We start from the raw sequence: 17,857 nt of genomic DNA on the forward strand, positions 1-17,857 counted from the left end.
GTCGGTGGGCTTCAGGGTCACCGCGCTCATCGCCTGCATATGCGGGTCGGAATAGGCCGCCGCGGTCAGCAGCAGGCGGAAGAACTTGTGCTGGGCGTCCGCCGCCACCGCACCGGAGGCGCCGAAACCGTAGAACTCCACGCGCTGGGCGTTGGCGATGGCGGCGATGGCCTGCTGCAGGGCCTGGGTGTCGAGCTTCTCGCGCACCTCGATCAGGGTGTGCAGGGTGGTGTCGAAGATCTTCAGGCTAAAGTCGGCTACCGAGTCGTCTTCATGGATGGCGAACTGGCCGAAACTGGCGCCGGCGGCCAGGCTCTGCGCCAGCTTGAGCTTGAGATCCTGGAAGCCGGTGCAGCCGATGGCGCGGCAGAAACGCACGATGGTCGGCTCGCTGATCCCCACGCTGTGGGCCAGTTCGGCCATGGAGCTGTGCATCACCGACGCCGGGTCGAGCAAAACATGGTCGGCGACCTTGAGTTCCGACTTGCGTAATAGATGACGCGACTGGGCAATGTGCTGCAACAAGTTCACAGAAATAGGCTCGATTTTAGCTAGCGAATCCATCAAGCACGCCTCTTGGGAGTCATGACTCGGTTATGATCGGCGCACGACGGGTTGTAGTGACCTTGTAGTTATACTACATGGCCGCCACCCCCGCACGGTAAACCGAGTCGGAGTTCCCACCTTGAGCATTCCCTGCGACATGCTGGTGTTTGGCGGCACCGGCGATCTGGCCCTGCATAAACTGCTGCCGGCGCTCTACCACCTGCATCGCGCCCGCCGCCTGCATGGCGATACGCGGATTCTCGCCCTGGCCCGCCGTGCGCACAGCCGCGAAGCCTTTCAGGCCCTGGCCGAGCGCCATTGCCGTGCCCAGGTGGCGCGCGCCGACTTCGACAACGATAGCTGGGCCAGCTTCGCCGCCCGCCTCGACTACTTCGCCATGGACGCCAGCCAGAGCGCCGACTTCGGCCGCTTGGGCCAGCGCCTGGGCAGCGACCCCGAGCGGGTGCGCATCTACTACCTGGCCACCGCGCCGGATCTGTTCGAGGACATCGCCGCGTACCTGAAGGTCGCCAACCTGGCCGGGCCCAAGGCGCGCATCGTGCTGGAAAAGCCCATAGGCCATTCGCTGGAGTCGGCCCAGGCGATCAACGCCGCCATAGGCGCGGTGTTCGACGAGTCGCGGGTATTCCGCATCGACCACTACCTGGGCAAGGAGACCGTGCAGAACCTGATGGCACTGCGCTTCGCCAATGCCCTGTTCGAGCCGATCTGGCGCGCCGGGCATATCGACCATGTGCAGATCAGCGTGTGCGAGACCCTCGGCGTGGAAAACCGTGGGGCCTACTACGACAAGGCCGGGGCCATGCGCGACATGGTGCAGAACCACCTGCTGCAGCTGCTCTGCCTGGTGGCCATGGAGGCACCTGTGCGTTTCGACGCCGAGGCGGTGCGCAACGAGAAGGTGAAAATCCTCGAGGCGCTGCAGCCCATCGGCGGTCTGGATGTGCAGGACAAGACCGTGCGCGGCCAATACGGAGCCGGCAAGATCGGCGGCCAGGAAGTGCCGGCCTACTACTTCGAAAAGAATGTGGATAACGACAGCGATACCGAGACCTTTGTCGCCGTGCAGGCGCAGAGCGACATCTGGCGCTGGGCCGGGGTGCCCTTCTACCTGCGCACCGGCAAACGCTTGGCGCGCAAGACCTCGGAGATCCTGATCCAGTTCAAGCCGGTGCCGCACCAGCTGTTCGGCGAGGGCGAAGCCAACCGCCTGCTGATCCGCCTGCAGCCGGAAGAGCGCATCAGCCTGCAACTGATGAGCAAGAGTCCGGGCAAGGGCATGCGCCTGAAGCCGGTGGAGCTCGACCTCAACCTGGCCGACGCCTTCCACCCGCAGCGCCGCTGGGACGCCTACGAGCGCCTGCTGCTGGACGTGATAGAGGGCGACTCCACCCTGTTTATGCGCCGCGACGAGGTGGAAGCGGCCTGGCGCTGGATCGACCCGATCATCAAGGGCTGGCACCAGCACTACCAGAGCCCGCGGCCCTACCCGGCCGGCAGCAACGGCCCGGAGCAGCTGCAGAACCTGCTGGAACGCCATGGCCGGCAGTGGATGGAGTAGCTCAGCGCTGCGGCTCGCCACGCACCAATGGCGGCACCCGCAGGAAATACCGCAGCACCACCAGTAGTGCCAACAGCCCAAGCGCCCCGGCGCCGAGGAACAAGGCCTGGTAGCCCAGCCATTGGGCCAGCAGGCCGCTGCTGGCACCGACCAGCCCGGCCAACAGCAGCTGCACGCTGGCCTGCAGGGTAAAGTCGGCGCCTTCATGCTCAGGCCGGCACTGGCGCATCATCACGGCGAACAGCGCCACGGTGGACATGCCATCGGCGATCTGCTCGAACAGCGCCACCGCATAAACCAGGCCGAACTGCCCGCCGGCGCCGACCAGCCAGGCCATGGCGGCGATGCCCGCCGCCTGCAGCAGGCCGAACAGCAGCAGGGCGCGCAAGGCGCCGATCCGCGCATAGAGCAGGCCGCCGAGCAAGGCGCCACCGATACCGGCCAGGCTGCTGATCAGGGTCAGCTGGCCCAGCTCGGCATTGCTCCAGCCCTGGTCCACCAGCATCGGCTTGATCATCGGCGAACCCAGGGCATCGCCCAGCTTGAAGCTGAGCAATACCGCCAGCCATAGCAGCATGCCCGGCTGCGCCAGCAGGCCGCGGTAATGCCGCAGCAGCAGGCCCGGCCCCGCCGGTTCGGCCAGGGCGGGCTGGAACGGCAGCTGGCGGTTCTCGGCGAAGCGCCAGACCGGCACTGTCATCAACACCAGCAAGGCCGCCACCAGGCCCAGACTCAGCTGCCAGCCGAGCACATCCATGGCCAGCAGCAGGCCGCTGCCGCTGACCAGCATGCCGACCTTGTAGCCGCCGACCTGCAGGCTGTTGCCCAGGCCGCGCCAGCGCTCCGGCAGCAGGCGCACGCAGAGGCCGTCGGTGGCGATGTCCTGGGTCGCGGCGGCTAGGTTGATCAGCAGCAACAGACCGATCAGCAAGAGGAACTGGCTGTCGAATAGCCGCTGTGGATCCATCAGCGCCAGGGCCGCGAGCAGGCCGATGACGCCCAGTTGCAGCGGCAGTATCCAGCCACGGTGATGGCCCAGGCGCCTGGAGGCCAGGCGATCGACCCAGGGAGCCCAAAGCACCTTGAGCAGCCAGGGCAGCGCCAGCAACTTGAGCAGGCCGATCAGCGCCAGATCCACACCATGCTGGCGCAGCAACACCGGCAACGAATGGGCCAGCAGCCCCGAGGGCAGGCCCTGGGCGCAATACAGCGAGGCCAGCAGAATCAGGCTGGCATTGGCTGGGCGGCTATCGGGTTGCGACATGGGTGCGTCTCGCAGTACGGAGCTCGCGACAGTAGCGGGCGGCGCCTGGCCGACACAAGCCCCGACTCAGGGTTGTAAGAGTGGCAAAGGAATCTGGGCAAAGGGCACCGGCAACTTTAGGCTGCCGTCGGCGGGAAGATTGGCCCGGGTCTGCGCCAGCATGCCGCGGATGTCCTGCAGGCGCAGGCCCTGCGGTTGGCGCGGATCGTTGCCGAAGAAGTCTTCCCAGTGTCCGAGCACCGCCAGGCGCGGTTGCAGGCGTTGCAGCAGCACCTGGGGGTAGGCCGCAGCCTGCTGCCAGGCGCCGACGCAGAGCACCGCGACATCCACCCGCTTGCTGTCCGGCAGCTGCGGCGGCAGGCCCAGGGGCGGCGTGCTGGCGGCGTCCTGGTAGTGGATGCGATACAGCGGCCGGCCCTGCGCATCCAGCAGGTCGACCAGCCAGGCGAGGGTCTGGCCTTCTTTCCAGCCGAAGGTGCTGCGCGGCAACTCGGGCAAATCCTCCGTATAGCTGCCGGTCAGCAATTTGATGCCGAACAGATGCGGCGCGTGCTCGCTCTTGATGGCCATGGCGCGCAGCCGGCGCTGCGGCGAATAGAACCACTGGCCGGGCGTCGCACCCACCGCCATCGCGCTTTCGGCATCGACTATGCGCGAGCGCGGGATCACCGCGGCGAGGATATGGCCCATGGTCTTGGAGCCATAGACCTTGGCCTGGGGGCTGTGCCTTTGCAGTATATGCGGCACATCCAGCAGATGGTCGTAGTGCGCATGGCCCACCAGCAGCATGCTGACGTTGGCGGCCGCGGGCATCAGTTGATCGATCTTGGCCGTATCGGCCGCCACCAGCAGCGGCGGCTGGCCCAGGCTGGCGGGGTTGCTGAAGGACGGCGCGAACAGCAGCGCCTCGCCCCGCCAGCGCAACAGATAGCCGCCCACGCCCAGGTACTGCAGGCTCGGTGGGGCCGCTTCGCGGTCCTGCCACAACGGCAAGCCGGCGGGGTTCTGCGCGCACCCGGCGAGCAGCAAGGACAACACGAGCAGGTAGCGCAACATCGACCATCTCCTTTAGGCGGTCGAGCAAGCTAAGGCCTACGGGCCCGCCGCGTCACCCAACTTAGGACCGGCTGGCGAACTCCGTCAGAACAGCCGCGCCTGATCGCGCAATAGACAGGCGAACTGCTCCGCCGGCACCGGCTTGCTGATCAGGTAACCCTGGATCTCGTCGCAGCGCTGGCTCTTGAGGAAGTCCATCTGGCTCTGGGTTTCCACGCCCTCGGCCACCACCTTGAGCTCCAGGCTGTGGGCCATGGCGATGATCGCCCGGGTGATGGCGGCATCCTCGCTGCCCGGGGTCAGGTCGCGGATAAAGGTCTGGTCGATCTTCACGTAATCCACCGGGAAGCGCTTGAGGTAGCTGAGCGAAGAGTAGCCGGTGCCGAAGTCATCGATCGCCAGCTTGACCCCCATGTCGCGCAGCTGCTGGAAGGTGGCGATGACGTTCTCGACGTTGTCCAGCAGCTGGCTTTCGGTCAGCTCCAGCTCGAGGAAATGCGAGGCCAGGCCGGTTTCATCCAGCACCTGGCGCACCAGACTGACCAGATTGCCCTGGCGCAGTTGGTGCACCGACAAATTCACCGACACGCGGATCTGCGCCAGCCCCTGCAGTTGCCACTCGCGCGCCTGCTGGCAGGCCTGGCGCAGGACGAACTCGCCGATGGCGCCGATCAGCCCGGTTTCCTCGGCCAGGCCGATAAAGTCGCTGGGCGGCACCAGCCCCAGCTCGGGATGGCGCCAGCGCACCAGCGCCTCGGCGGCGTTCAGGCTGTCGTCGGCCAGGCACAGCTTGGGCTGGTAGAACACCTCCAGCTGGTGTTCGTCGATCGCCTTGCGCAGCTGGTTTTCCAGTTGCAAACGCTCCAGGGTGCAGGCCTGCAGGTTGTCGGTGAAGAACTGGAAGGTGTTGCCGCCCAGGTGCTTGGCATGCTGCATGGCCATATTGGCCTGGCTGACCAGGGCGGAAATTTCCCGCGCGTTGTCCGGCAGCAGGCTGATGCCCAGGGAGGCGCTGACCACCAGCTCGTGGCCGCCGACCGTCATCGGCATGCGCAGCTTGCTCAACAGCCGGCTGGCCAGGCGCGCCAGGCTGGACAGGCTGCCGTAGGAGTCGAGCAGCACGGCGAACTCGTCGCCGGACAGCCGCGCTATGCAGTCGGCCTCGGACACCGTCTGGGTCAGGCGCCGGCTGATCTGACGCAGCAGCTGGTCGGCCACTTCATGGCCGAGGCTGTCGTTGAGCAGCTTGAAACGGTCCAGGTCGATATGCAGCAGGGCGATGCTGCGCCCGCTCTGCCGCGCGCGCTGGCTGGCCTCGTGCAGGCGCTCCTTGAACAGGCTGCGGTTGGCCAGGCCGGTCAGCTCGTCATAGTGCGACAGGTAGCGCAGGCGCTCCTCGGCCTCGCGGCGCGACGACAGATCGGCGAAGAAGCCCACTATATGGCTGACATTGCCCCGCGAGTCGCGCACCACATTGAGTTGCAGCCACTGCGGATAGAGTTCGCCATTCTTGCGCGTCTCGATCAGCTCGCCCTGCCAGCTGCCGCGCTGCTCCAGCTCCAGGCGAATCAGCTGGTACTGGCGGCGCGTCTCGCGGCTGCTGACCAGCACCGCGATGCTGCGTCCGAGGACATCTTCGCGGCGATAGCCGGTGACCTGGCTGAACGCCTGGTTGACCGCCAGCAGGCGGTAATCCGGGTCGAGTATGACTATGCCTTCGCTGGCCGCCTCGAACACCGTGGCGGACAGCCGCTGCTGTTCTTCCTGCAGCTTGCGCGCGCTGATATCGCGACGCGTGCCGAGCATGCGCAGCACCCGGCCATCGGCGGCGCGCTCCACCGCGCGGCCGCGGTCCTCGATCCACACCCAGTGGCCGGCGGCGTGCTTGATCCGGTATTCCACCTGATAGCCGTCGCTGCGCCCCTTCATATGCTCGACCAGGGCGCGGCGCAGCACCGGCAAGTCGTCCGGGTGCAGGCGCGGCTTGAGGTCGCGCAGCATCACCTGCACCTCGCCCGGCTCCAGGCCGAAGATTTCCTTGAGCCGCGAGTGGTGCACCTGGTCGCTTTGCAGGTTCCAGTCCCACAGGCCCAACTCGCTGGCCTCGATGGCCAGGCTCAGGCGCGTCTGGCTCTTGCTCAGGGCATGGGTGGCGGCATCCAGCTCCAGGGTGCGCTCGGTCACGCGCATTTCCAGCTCGTCGTGGGCGCTGCGCAACTCGCGCTCGGCGCGGCGGCGCTGCTCCACTTCGTGGGCCAGCTCGCCATTCAGGCCCTCGGCCTGCTGTTTGGCCTGCTCCAGGTGGCTGATCAGCGCCTGATTGTGAAAGCGCTGCAGCAGGCTGCGCTGCACCAGGCGATTGACCTGCCAGGCCACCACCAGCAGCGACACCAGCAGGATCAAGCCGAGCACGCCCCAGCCGCGCAACTGGCTGCTGCCACTGAGCAACAGGTAAGCCACCGCGGGCAGCAGGCAGGGCAAGGCGAAGGAGAGGAAGGCCGAGCGGCTGACGGCATAGGCGACGCTGGCGGAGAGAATGGCCGCGGCAATCAGGCCGTAGACCAGGGCCTGCAGATGGAACACATCGGCCGGCACCAGAAACACCGCGGCAAACGCCAGGGTCAGCCCGGAGGCACCGGCGCCGAGGAGGAAACGCGTGCGCCAGAAGGGTTCGGCCTGGCGGCTGGGCGGGGTGTTATCGAAGGCGCGCACCTGCACCAGGCGCAGCACCGCCAGCAGCACCAGCCAGACCAGCCAGCCGGCGAGCAGCCCGTGCGCCAGCACGTCCCACAACAGCAGGGCGCAGGCCGCGCCGTTGAGCAGCATAAACAGGGTCGGCACGCGCGAGCCCTGATAGAGCAAACGGGTGCGCTCGGCGGCTATATCCGTGGCAAAGGCTTGCGCTATCTCCTTCCCGGAGTTCAGCGTCAGGTCACTTGCAGCGGCAAATGAAGTCGGTGCAGTCACAGGCGATTTTCTTGTAATGGGTGCCTTAATGTTGGCGGAGCATACCCGAGCCAGACCGCTCGCCCAATACAGATGTGCGCCAATTCACAGTGCGAATGCCCAACTTTTGATCAGTCCTGCGCCCGCTTAACCAGACCCCATCCGCTGCCCTACCGTCGGTCTGCACGCACTGGCTGACAGACAAGCGGTTTGCCCTGCCTGCGGCCGCCCCCTAGAATGCCGCGATGCAAAATGACCCCGAACTCCTGATCGCCTCTCTCAACGATGCCCAGCGCCAGGCCGTAGCCGCCCGCGTGGGCCGCCAACTGGTACTGGCCGGTGCCGGCTCCGGCAAGACCCGGGTGCTGGTGCACCGTATCGCCTGGTTGATCCAGATCGAACGCGCCTCGCCCCACAGCATCCTGTCGGTGACCTTCACCAACAAGGCCGCCGCCGAGATGCGCGCGCGCATCGAGCAGATGCTCGGGCAGAACCCGGCCGGCATGTGGGTCGGCACCTTCCACGGCCTGGCCCACCGCCTGCTGCGCGCCCATTGGCAGGAAGCGGGGCTGGCCGAGAACTTCCAGATTCTCGACTCCGACGACCAGCAGCGCCTGGTCAAGCGGGTGATCCGCGAGCTGGGCCTGGACGAGCAGCGCTGGCCGCCGCGCCAGGCTCAGTGGTTTATCAACGGGCAGAAAGACGAAGGCCTGCGCCCCCAGCATAGCCAGCCTGGCGGCGACCTGTTCCTCGCCACCATGCTGAAGATCTACGAAGCCTACGAGGCCGCCTGCGCCCGCGCCGGGGTGATCGACTTCTCCGAACTGCTGCTGCGCGCCCTCGACCTGTGGCGCGACAAGCCGGGCCTGCTGGAGCACTACCAGCGGCGCTTCCGGCATATCCTGGTGGACGAGTTCCAGGACACCAACGCCGTGCAGTACGCCTGGTTGCGTTTGCTCGCCAGGGGCGGCGACAGCCTGATGGTGGTGGGCGACGACGACCAGTCGATCTACGGCTGGCGCGGGGCGAAGATCGAGAATATCCAGCAGTTCTCCGACGACTTTGCCGACGCCGAAGTGATCCGCCTGGAGCAGAACTACCGCTCCACCGCCGGCATCCTCAAGGCCGCCAACGCGCTGATCGCCAACAACCAGGGCCGTCTGGGCAAGGAACTGTGGACCGAAGACGGCGACGGCGAGCCGATCAGCCTGTACTCGGCGTTCAACGAGCACGACGAAGCGCGCTACGTGGTCGAGTCGATCGAGGACGCCCTGCGCAAGGACGGCCGCAAGCGCAGCGAAATCGCCATCCTCTACCGCTCCAACGCCCAGTCGCGGGTGCTCGAAGAGGCGCTGCTGCGCGAGAAGATTCCCTACCGTATCTACGGCGGCCAGCGCTTCTTCGAACGCGCCGAGATCAAGAACGCCATGGCCTACCTGCGCCTGCTCGACGGCCGCGGCAACGACGCGGCGCTGGAGCGGGTGATCAACGTGCCGGCGCGCGGCATAGGCGAGAAGAGCGTCGAGGCGATCCGCGACTACGCCCGCGGGCATGACGTATCGATGTGGGAGGCCATCCGCCTGATGGTCGCCAACAAGGCCCTGCCCGGCCGCGCCTCGGGGGCTCTGGCCGGCTTTGTCGAGCTGATCGAGCTGCTCGCGGCCAAGGTGCTGAGCATGCCACTGCACCTGATGACCCAGACGGTGATCGAACAGAGCGGGCTGATCGCCTACCACCAGGCGGAAAAAGGCGAGAAGGCCCAGGCCCGGGTGGAAAACCTCGAGGAGCTGGTCAGCGCCGCCCGCGCCTTCGAGAACAACGAAGAAGACGAGCTGAGCCCGCTGCAGGCCTTCCTCAGCCATGCCTCGCTGGAAGCCGGCGACACCCAGGCGGCGGAAAACGAAGACAGCGTGCAGCTGATGACCCTGCACAGCGCCAAGGGCCTGGAGTTCCCCCAGGTGTTCCTGGTGGGCATGGAAGAAGGCCTGTTCCCGCACAAGATGAGCCTGGAAGAACCCGGCCGCCTGGAAGAGGAACGCCGCCTGGCCTATGTCGGCATCACCCGGGCCATGAGCAAACTGGTCATCACCTACGCCGAGACCCGCCGCCTGTATGGCAGCGAGACCTATAACAAGGTGTCGCGCTTCGTCCGCGAGATTCCGCCGCCGCTGATCCAGGAAGTGCGCCTGTCCAATAGCGTCAGCCGGCCGTTCGGCGCGGTCAGCCGCAATATGGGCGGCGGCAATCTATTTGCCGGCAGCGCCGTGCCGGACACCGGCTTCAATCTGGGCCAGCGGGTGCAACACTCACTATTCGGCGAGGGCACCATCCTCAACTTCGAGGGCTCCGGGGCCCAGGCCCGGGTGCAGGTGAACTTCGAAAGCGAAGGCAGCAAATGGCTGATGCTTAGCTACGCCAAGCTGGAAGCGCTGTAACGCAAGGGTCGTAGTTCTATTCCGTCAGCAGCGGAACCTTGGGGTTCCGTTTGTCGTTTGTGGCCTGCCCTTCTGCGCTCGCGGCCCATACTGCTTGGCGAGGTGAGCCGATGAAAACCGCAAACGTCTCCGCCCAACAGATTCTCGACAGCGCCCTGCAGTTGGCCGATGCCTGCGGCTGGGAGCGCCTGCACCTGTTCGATGTGGCCGCCCAGTTGGACGTCGGCCTGGACGCAATCGCCAGCCATTACCGGGACAAGGACCAGCTGGTGGAAGCCTGGTTCGACCGCGCCGACCAGGCCCTGCTGGCGCGTGGCAAGGCCGCCGACCTGCCGACCCTGGAGCCGGCCAAGCGCCTGGAGGAACTGCTGATGGCCTGGCTCGACAGCCTGGCGGCGCACCGCGCAGTCACCGGGCAGATGCTGCTATACAAGCTGGAGCCGGCGCATATCCACTTACAAATCCTCGGCCTGCTGCGCATCAGCCGCACCGTGCAGTGGTGGCGCGAGGCCGCGCAACGGCAAAGCCTGCACCTGTCACGCATCGCCGAGGAAAGCCTGCTGAGCGGCGTCTACCTGCGCAGCTTTATCCACTGGTTGCGCCACCCCGAGGAAGACCCCGCCGAGTTCCGCGCCCTGCTGCGCCGTCAGCTGCGCTGCGGGCCGCTAATAGTGCTGCTGCGCCGGTAGGTTGGGCTGAGCTGCGCGAAGCCCAACGCGATACTTGCAAGAGACGCTATGTTGGGCTTCGTCGCTGCGCTCCTCAACCCAACCTACAAACCCAACCTACAGGCACATGCCCGCCATACGGATAGCGCACGAGCAAAAGCCGGAAACATTCTATGGCTGGCCTTTGCCGGCGCTGCCGGGCAAGATGCCGCGCAGCGTTCCAACTACCAAGAGACAGCACAACATGCAGCGTTTTCTCAGCATTGCTCTGGCCATGTGCCTGAGCCTGGGCCTTACCATGAGTTTCGATGCCGAAGCCAGACGCCTGGGCGGCGGCAAATCCTTTGGCGCAGCACCTAGCCACCAGACCCGCCAGGCGCCGACCCAGCAAAGCGCCACTGCGCCGACCACCGCTCGCCAACCTGCCGCCACCAGCGGTGCTTCGCGCTGGTTGGGCCCCTTGGCCGGTTTGGCCGCCGGTGGCCTGCTGGCCTCGATGTTTATGGGTGACGGCTTCGAAGGCCTGCAGATCATGGACATGCTGATCTTCGGCCTGATCGCCTTCCTGCTGTTCCGTTTCCTCGCCGCCCGTCGCCGCCAGGCCCAGCCCGCGGCCGCCGGTGGCGCGCCGTACCAGCGCGAGATGCCGGCGCAAGCTGCGCCGACCTCGATCTTCGGTGGCGCCAGCGCCGCGGCGAGCAAACCGGTGATCAACGCGCCGGCCTGGTTCAACCAGGAAAACTTTGTCAGCGTCGGCCGCGAGCACTTCCTCAGCCTGCAGCAGCACTGGGATGCCAACGAAATGGAGAAGATCGCCGAGTTCGTCACCCCGCAGATGCTGGAGTTCCTCACGCGCGAGCGGGCCGACCTGGGTGAGGGCTTCCAGTCCACCTATATCGACAACCTGGAGGCGCAACTGGACGGCGTCGACGACCTCAGCGACAAGACGGTCGCCACCCTGACCTTCAGCGGCGTGGCCAAGACCTCGCGCTTCGACCAGGGCGAAGCCTTCAGCGAAAGCTGGCGCCTGGAGCGTGCAGTCGGCGACAACCAGCCCTGGCTGGTAGCCGGTATCCGCCAGAACGGCTAAGCAGCACAGCGATAAAAGAAAACCCGGGCTAGTCCCGGGTTTTCTTTGGCTATAACTTTTGTAGCGCCGGCTTAGCGGCGCAAAGTCGGGGCAGGCTTCCACGCCGGCTACTTCCGCGATCTGGATGGCAATAAACCGGCCTTCTTCCATATTGGACGGAGCCCACGCGGCTCCGTCTCGCCCCCACTGGATCGTCCCCATGCGCACGCTTTATCTGGATACCGAATTTACCCGCCTCAGCCTGGATCGCCGGCTGATCAGCCTGGCCTTGGTCGAGGCCGATGGCGTGGAGTTCTATGTCGAACTCGAGGAGGGCTGGAGCCTCGCCGATTGCTCGCCATTCGTCGTCGAGATAGTGCTGCCGCAGCTGGATGCCAGCCGTTATGGCCACAGCCGCGAGGCGGCGCGCCTGGCCTTGCAGCGCTTTCTGCTGGAGCAGGGCGAGGTGGAAATAGTCAGCGACGCCTTGGCCTGGGACTGGCCACTGCTGCTGGAACTGCTCGGCCGCGATGGCCTGCCGCAGAACGTGCTGGGTTGCCGCGAGCAGATCGACCTACTCGGCGACCTGGATGAGCAGGCCATCCCTCACCACGCCCTGCTCGATGCCCGCCTGATGGCGCGCGCCAGCCAACCTGACTAAGAACCTGTTCACGATCTGCTGCGCGTCGGCTAAACGGCGTTGAAAACGACCTCGGCAAGCCGCTTGCGGCTAACGCGCTTCAGCGCGACCCAAAGGGCGAGTGAAACGGTCATGCTCATTTACAGCTCGTAAACTCCGCTTCCTCGGCCGTTTTACTCGCTGGCGCTTGCCCTGCGGGCCAGCCTTTGGCTGTTACTCCCGTTGGTCGTTGCGCCACCGTTTATCTCTAGCTCGCGAGATCGTGAACAAGTTCTAAGGCGTCTTGGCGGGTGGCTGCTTGGCTTTTTCGCTCCAGGCGCGGATATTTTCACTGCGCTTGCGGCTGTTCACCTGGGCGCGATCGATCGCCTCGCTGTAAAAGCTCAGCCAACTGCGCGAGCCCGGCAACATATTGGCCAGCTCCGCCATACCGGCCTTGAGGCCCTGCATCACCTGCTGATAATCGGTTTCCTGGGCCTGCAGCACCTTGCTCACCTCGGCGATGCTGTCCGGGTTCTCGGCCCGCTCGAACATGCCGGTCAGCTGATTGGCCTGCTGGCTGGCGAGCAACTCCTCCTGATTGCTCAGGGCCGTCTGCTGGGTGGCCAACTGTTGTTCCAGACGCGCCACCTGCTTTTCCAGGGCCTCGACTCGCGGCCCATCGCCGGAGCCCATCAGGCCATACAGATTGAGCCCGGCCGACAGCAGCATCAGGCTGCCCAACACCGCGGCCAAGGCAAACATAATCAGGCGATTGCGCCGACCCGCGCTGGTCAGCAATTGCAGACGTTGCTCTTCACTGAGCGAACCGCCTTCGAGATCTTCAGTTTGGCTTTTCATGACTAGACCGTTTTGTGGCGCTCAACAAATGACGCACTGCTTAAGCGACACAATAACACCCGATCGCCTGTTTGCCTGCGCTCGGCTAGGGTATAAGACGCACCCGAATTTCCCCCTATCCAGGAGGCTTAGCCCGTGGAAGAAGTGATCGAACAACTGCGCGAATTGAACGAACCCGTGCCAGTGCCGCTGGAGTTGCCGGAGGAGGAGCTGCTGGTGGAGATCGAGGAGCAGATCCTGATCAACCTGCCGTTCGAGCTGCGCGAATTCCTCCTCAAGGTCAGCGACGTGGTCTACGGCCGCCTGGAACCGGTCACAGTCACCGATCCGCACTCGCACACCTACCTGCCGGAAGTCGCCTCGGTGGCCTGGTCCCTGGGCGTGTCCCGCGAGCTGGTGCCGATCTGCGAAGACCACGGCAACTACTACTGCGTCGAACTGGACGGCACAGTCGTGCTGTGGGAAAGCGACACCGGCGAAGTCAGCGAGGAAGAAACCTGGGAGTCGGTGTGGCACTGGGTGCGCGACGTCTGGCTGGAAAGCTAAGAGCCGTTTTTACGATCTGCTGCGCGTCGGCCCTGCTGCGTTAAAAACAGGCTCGGCAAGCCGCTTGCGGCTAACGCGCTTTAGCGCGACCCGAAGGGCGAGTGAAACGAGTAATGCTCATGTACAAAAGTACACTCCGCTTCCTCGCCTCTTTTGACCAGCCGAAGGCTGTTACTAACGTAGCGCCTTGCAGGACTCTAGCTCGCGAGATCGTGAACAAGATCTGAGCAACAGCGCAGAGGCGCAATAGCCCTTCAAGGCAGATAGATACGAAACACCCCGCCGCCCAGGGGGCCGCCGTTGGCGATTTCGATATGTCCGCGCAGGCCCTGGCGTTCGTGCAGCTCGGCGATGCGACCGGCGAAGTACAGGCCCAGGCCGGTGCTGCCGGTGCTGTGGTTGAGGCTCAGCACATAGTTGGACTGCTGGGCGATCATCGGCTGCGGATAGCCTTGGCCATCGTCGCAGATGGCCAGGACCAGGCATTCCTGCTCCTGCCAGGCGCGCACCAGCAGGTTGCTGCGGGCGTAGCGGATGGAGTTGGTGATGATGTTGGCCACCACCGAGCCGAGCAGTTCCTGGTCGAAGAAACCCAGCAGGCCGAACTCCTCGACCTCGCAACGGGCGCTGATCTGGCGGCTCTGCAGCACCTCCTGATGGCGCGCCAGCTGGGCCTCGATAAAGTCCTCCAGCTCGTGGTATGCCGGACGCAGCGGCAGCTGGTTGACCCCCAGCTTGTACAGCCCGAGCAGCTGCACCAGCATGCCGTTGAGGCGGGCGAACTCGTACTCGATGATGCCTTGCGCCTGGCCGTGCTGGTGTTGCCGCGGCAGTTGTGCCTGCCATTGGCTGTGCGCCTGCATCAGCAGGGCCAGGGAGTTCTTCATGTCATGCACGGTGGAGGCGATCACCGTGGAGAAATCCAGCCCGCCGGGTTCGTCGCTCATTGCTCGAATGCCTTGCGCCGCAATTGCTGGTAGCGCTCATAGCGCGGGTCGCTGTCGGGCATCACGCTCACCGCCTCCAGGCAGCGCCGGCACTCGGCGAGCAACTCGGCGGGCGCCTGCTCGCCACCCAGGCGCAGCAGCGACTGCGCGGTGTTGAGGGCGATGCTGATATTTTTCGGCTGCAACGCCAGGGCTCGGCGAAACAGCGCCAGGGCCTCGTCGAACTGTTTCTGCTGGTAGCAGCGCACGCCCTGGCGGTTGAGCTCCAGCGCCTCCTTGCCGCCGCCGAGGATCTCCGCGTTATCGGTCTGCCGCGCCACGCCCTGCATCACCGCCGGGTCGTCGCCGTAGATTTCCACGCAGCTTTTCAGTAGCGCATCGCCGGCTTGCGCCTGGCCCAACTGGCGCAACTGGCTGGCCACCTTGAGCGCCGCCTCGGCGGCGAAGAACTGCGGCAGCTCGGCCAGGCCGGCGACCGCCTCTTCCGCCAGCTTGGCCGCCCGCGCCGGTTCGCCGGATTTCATCAGGCTGCTCGCCAGGGCCAGGCGCGAGCGCAGCTGCAAGGCCTTGTCGTCGCTGTAGCTCTTGTCCAGTTCGCCCAGGGCCTGGTTGATTTCGCTCTGCACGCGCTTGTCCAGGCTGCCGTCGCCGGCCTGGCCGGTCAGCGCCTGGGCCAGGCCCAGGTAATTTTCCGGGCTCTTGAAGCGCGAGGTGCGGCCCTGCTCCATAGCTTGCCGGTAGGCCTTGCTGGCGCTGCCGAAGTCCTCGTTATCCAGGGCCAGCTTGCCCAGTTGCATCTGCCGGCGAATCGCCAGCGGCGAGAGTTTTATCGCACTTTCCAGGGTCTGCTGGGCGCGCTTGCTCTCGCCCTGGGCCAGCAGCACCGCGGCCAGGCCGTCATACAGCGCGGGCAGCATGGGGAAGGCCTGCAGGCCCTGTTCGTAGAGGGCCTTGGCCCGTTCCAGGTCGCCGCGCTTATGCAACAGCGCGCCCAGGGCGACATAGGCCCAGGGCAGCGGACGCTCGGCCAGCACGCCGCTGAGCAGGCCTTCCAGCTCGTCGAGGCGGCCCAGCTCGCGCAGGGCTCCGGCCTGGTAACGCAGGCACAGCGGCGCGTAGCGCTTGTCTTCCTGGCTGAGGCTCTCGCAGGCTGCCAGCACCGCGGCCGGTTCCTGCTTGTCGAGGGCTTGCAGAATCGGCTTGAGCGCGGTCTTGCGCTCCACCAGCTTGTCCAGGCGTTGGGCCAGGCTGGCGCGGTTGAAGGGCTTGGTCAGGTAGGCGTCCGGCTCGTGCTCCAGGGCGCTGAGGACCATGGCCTGGCTGCTTTCGGCGGTGACCATGACGAAGATGCACTGGTGGCTGATCAGCTTGCCGGCCATCAGTTCTTCCAGCACCTGTTGGCCGTTCTTGCCGCTGCCCAGGTTGTAGTCGTGCAGGATGATGTCGTAGCGCTTGGTGCGGCACATCTGCAGCGTGTCCTCGCCGCGGTCGGCCACATCCACGTCCTTGCCGCCCATGTCCGCGAGCATGGCCTTGACCGAGCTGCGGAAGTCGGAAAAGTCGTCGACCACCAGAAAGCGCTTACCACTGTAGTCCTGCATCGAACAGATCCTTATGCGCACTCGGCAGCTATGCCGTGTAGTTCTCGCCTCAGTGTAGTTGCCCGCCAAGGGCTCGCCAGGCGCGGGGCACGGCGCGCCTGGCCGCAACGCGGCCTAGTCCTGCTCAAGGTCCAGCAGGCTCAGCAGAAACTGGCCGAAGAAGCTCAGATCCTGCTCCATGGCCTGGCGCGCGGCCTTGCCATCGCCGGCTTGCAAAGCCTTGAATGCCTGTTCGTGGAAGTCGTTGAGGCGCAACGACAGGTCAGCCTGGGTAAACAACCGGTTGAAGAAGGGCCCGACCTGCAACCACAAGGACTCGATCATGCGCAGCAGAATAGGGTTGGCGCAGGCGCGGTAGAGGCACAGGTGAAACTGGCTGTTGTCCGCCAGATAGGCCTGCACATCGCGCTGCTCCAGCGCCACTTCCATGCGCTCGATGCAGCCGTGCAACTGCTCCAGCTCGGCCTGGCTGATGCGGCTGGCCGCCAGCTCCACGGCCAGGCCTTCCAGGCTCAGGCGCACCTCGAACAGCTGCTGGAAACGCTCGCGGGTCATAGCCGGCACCCGCACCGAGCGCTGCGGCTCGCCTTCCAGCGCGCCTTCAGCCACCAGGCGTTGCAGCGCGCCGCGCACCGGCATCGGGCTGGTACCCCAGGCGGCAGCCAGGCCGCGGATCTTCAGCCGTTCGCCAGGCTGGAAACGCCCGGCCAGCAAGGCCTCACGAATTTGTTGATAGAGCTGGTCTTGCAGGTTGTCGGCCATGGTTCAGCAGCCTCGCCGCGGCGGCGCCGGGAGTTGGCTGAGGGTCAGCAGGCAGTCATGCATGGGGTTCTCCAGAGGGTCATGGCACGCCTTGGCAGGGCTTGACGCCGCTACCCAAGGCCCAGGGTGCTTTTTAGAGAAGCATTTCTTTGTGATCACAAAATAAGGCGCAACTGTAATTTATACCGAGAAAAAACACAGTATTGACTTATTTGTGATCACAAAAGAGCATGTACGGATATTCGAACGAGGTGTTCAGCATGACTGCCAGTGGTATCAGCCCAGCCGCCGTAGCAACTTTCGCCAGCCGCGAGCGGGAGCGTTTCATCGCGCGCAACCCGAAGTCCGTGGCCCTGGCCGAACGGGCGCGCAAGTCCCTGTACGGCGGCGTGCCGATGCACTGGATGGCCGACTGGTCGACCCCGGTGCCGCTGTTCGTCGAGCGGGCCAAGGGCGCGCGCTTCTATGACGTCGACGGCCACGCGTACATCGACTTCTGCCTGGGCGACACCGGCAGCATGTTCGGCCACTCGCCGGAGCCGATAGCCCGGGCCATCGCCGAGCAGGCGGGCAACGGCCTGACCAGCATGCTGCCGGGCGAGGACGCGGTGGTCTGCGGCGAGCTGCTGGCCGCGCGCTTCGGCCTGCCGTTCTGGCAGGTCACCGCCACCGCCACCGACTCCAACCGCTACGTGCTGCGCTGGGCGCGGGCGATCACCCAGCGCAAGACCCTGCTGGTGTTCGACGGCTGCTACCACGGCACGGTGGATGATGTGATGGTGCGCCATCGCGACGGCGAAACCGTGCCGCGCAGCGGCCTGATCGGCCAGGCCTATGACCTGACCCAGTACAGCCGCTCGATCCCGTTTAACGATGTCGAAGCATTGGAAGCCGCACTGGCCCAGGGCGACGTGTGCGCCCTGCTGTGCGAGCCGGCGATGACCAATATCGGCAT

General features: G+C 65.5%; 14 protein-coding genes and 1 pseudogene. 7 read left to right on the top strand and 8 right to left on the bottom strand.

Translation table 11 applies throughout. The features are described from left to right. Positions 1-531 (bottom strand): annotated as a pseudogene (locus Q8Q83_RS13720) (transcriptional regulator); the annotation flags it as partial. A gap of 172 nt (positions 532-703) precedes the next feature. On the opposite strand from Q8Q83_RS13720, the gene zwf reads away from it, so the two are divergent. After that, the gene (gene zwf / locus Q8Q83_RS13725) at positions 704-2,128 is read left to right on the top strand and encodes a glucose-6-phosphate dehydrogenase (RefSeq protein ID WP_305624624.1); all 1,425 of its coding nucleotides are present in this window, start codon (positions 704-706) and stop codon (positions 2,126-2,128) included. A gap of 1 nt (position 2,129) precedes the next feature. On the opposite strand, the gene Q8Q83_RS13730 is transcribed toward zwf, so the two are convergent. The 3 genes from Q8Q83_RS13730 to Q8Q83_RS13740 all read right to left on the bottom strand — a co-directional run bounded on the left by Q8Q83_RS13730 (position 2,130) and on the right by Q8Q83_RS13740 (position 7,415). Then, positions 2,130-3,392 (bottom strand): MFS transporter, encoded by a 1,263-nt coding sequence (locus tag Q8Q83_RS13730; protein WP_305624601.1) that lies wholly within the window; start codon positions 3,390-3,392, stop codon positions 2,130-2,132. 66 nt (positions 3,393-3,458) lie between these two features. Beyond that, positions 3,459-4,448 carry an MBL fold metallo-hydrolase gene (locus Q8Q83_RS13735; protein WP_305624603.1) on the bottom strand — a complete coding sequence of 330 codons (990 nt, stop codon included), beginning with the start codon at positions 4,446-4,448 and terminating at the stop codon, positions 3,459-3,461. Between the two features lie 84 nt (positions 4,449-4,532). Further along, positions 4,533-7,415 (bottom strand): bifunctional diguanylate cyclase/phosphodiesterase, encoded by a 2,883-nt coding sequence (locus tag Q8Q83_RS13740; RefSeq protein WP_305624604.1) that lies wholly within the window; start codon positions 7,413-7,415, stop codon positions 4,533-4,535. Positions 7,416-7,639: 224 nt separating this feature from the next. Here Q8Q83_RS13740 and uvrD point away from each other — a divergent pair, with 224 nt between their 5' ends. From uvrD to Q8Q83_RS13760, 4 genes are all read left to right on the top strand, one after another. Continuing rightward, on the top strand, positions 7,640-9,829 hold the full coding sequence (gene uvrD / locus Q8Q83_RS13745; protein ID WP_305624606.1) for a DNA helicase II: 2,190 nt from the start codon (positions 7,640-7,642) through the stop codon (positions 9,827-9,829). A gap of 110 nt (positions 9,830-9,939) precedes the next feature. Beyond that, positions 9,940-10,518: a TetR/AcrR family transcriptional regulator gene (locus tag Q8Q83_RS13750; protein WP_305624608.1), complete on the top strand. Its 579-nt coding sequence runs from the start codon at positions 9,940-9,942 to the stop codon at positions 10,516-10,518. A gap of 223 nt (positions 10,519-10,741) precedes the next feature. Then, positions 10,742-11,587 (top strand): Tim44 domain-containing protein, encoded by an 846-nt coding sequence (locus Q8Q83_RS13755; protein WP_305624610.1) that lies wholly within the window; start codon positions 10,742-10,744, stop codon positions 11,585-11,587. Between the two features lie 199 nt (positions 11,588-11,786). Further along, positions 11,787-12,227: a hypothetical protein gene (locus Q8Q83_RS13760; protein ID WP_305624612.1), complete on the top strand. Its 441-nt coding sequence runs from the start codon at positions 11,787-11,789 to the stop codon at positions 12,225-12,227. Positions 12,228-12,479: 252 nt separating this feature from the next. Here the strand turns inward: Q8Q83_RS13760 and Q8Q83_RS13765 are convergent, their stop codons facing one another. Continuing rightward, positions 12,480-13,046 (bottom strand): hypothetical protein, encoded by a 567-nt coding sequence (locus Q8Q83_RS13765; protein ID WP_305624614.1) that lies wholly within the window; start codon positions 13,044-13,046, stop codon positions 12,480-12,482. Positions 13,047-13,181: 135 nt separating this feature from the next. Here Q8Q83_RS13765 and Q8Q83_RS13770 point away from each other — a divergent pair, with 135 nt between their 5' ends. Then, positions 13,182-13,592, top strand: a complete 411-nt coding sequence (locus Q8Q83_RS13770) for an SMI1/KNR4 family protein (RefSeq protein WP_305624616.1) — start codon at positions 13,182-13,184, stop codon at positions 13,590-13,592. Between the two features lie 254 nt (positions 13,593-13,846). Here the strand turns inward: Q8Q83_RS13770 and Q8Q83_RS13775 are convergent, their stop codons facing one another. From Q8Q83_RS13775 to Q8Q83_RS13785, 3 genes are all read right to left on the bottom strand, one after another. Then, on the bottom strand, positions 13,847-14,539 hold the full coding sequence (locus Q8Q83_RS13775; RefSeq protein WP_305624617.1) for a sensor histidine kinase KdpD: 693 nt from the start codon (positions 14,537-14,539) through the stop codon (positions 13,847-13,849). Further along, on the bottom strand, positions 14,536-16,140 hold the full coding sequence (locus Q8Q83_RS13780; RefSeq protein ID WP_305624619.1) for a tetratricopeptide repeat-containing response regulator: 1,605 nt from the start codon (positions 16,138-16,140) through the stop codon (positions 14,536-14,538). The genes Q8Q83_RS13775 and Q8Q83_RS13780 overlap by 4 nt, the downstream gene beginning before the upstream one ends. A 114-nt stretch (positions 16,141-16,254) precedes the next feature. After that, positions 16,255-16,902: a GntR family transcriptional regulator gene (locus tag Q8Q83_RS13785; protein WP_305624621.1), complete on the bottom strand. Its 648-nt coding sequence runs from the start codon at positions 16,900-16,902 to the stop codon at positions 16,255-16,257. Positions 16,903-17,162: 260 nt separating this feature from the next. On the opposite strand from Q8Q83_RS13785, the gene Q8Q83_RS13790 reads away from it, so the two are divergent. Next, positions 17,163-17,857 (top strand): aminotransferase class III-fold pyridoxal phosphate-dependent enzyme (locus tag Q8Q83_RS13790; protein ID WP_305624623.1); only part of this gene is annotated, 695 nt, incomplete at its 3' end.

It is taken from the genome of Pseudomonas sp., assembly GCF_030696055.1.
Classification (GTDB): Bacteria; Pseudomonadota; Gammaproteobacteria; order Pseudomonadales; family Pseudomonadaceae; genus Aquipseudomonas.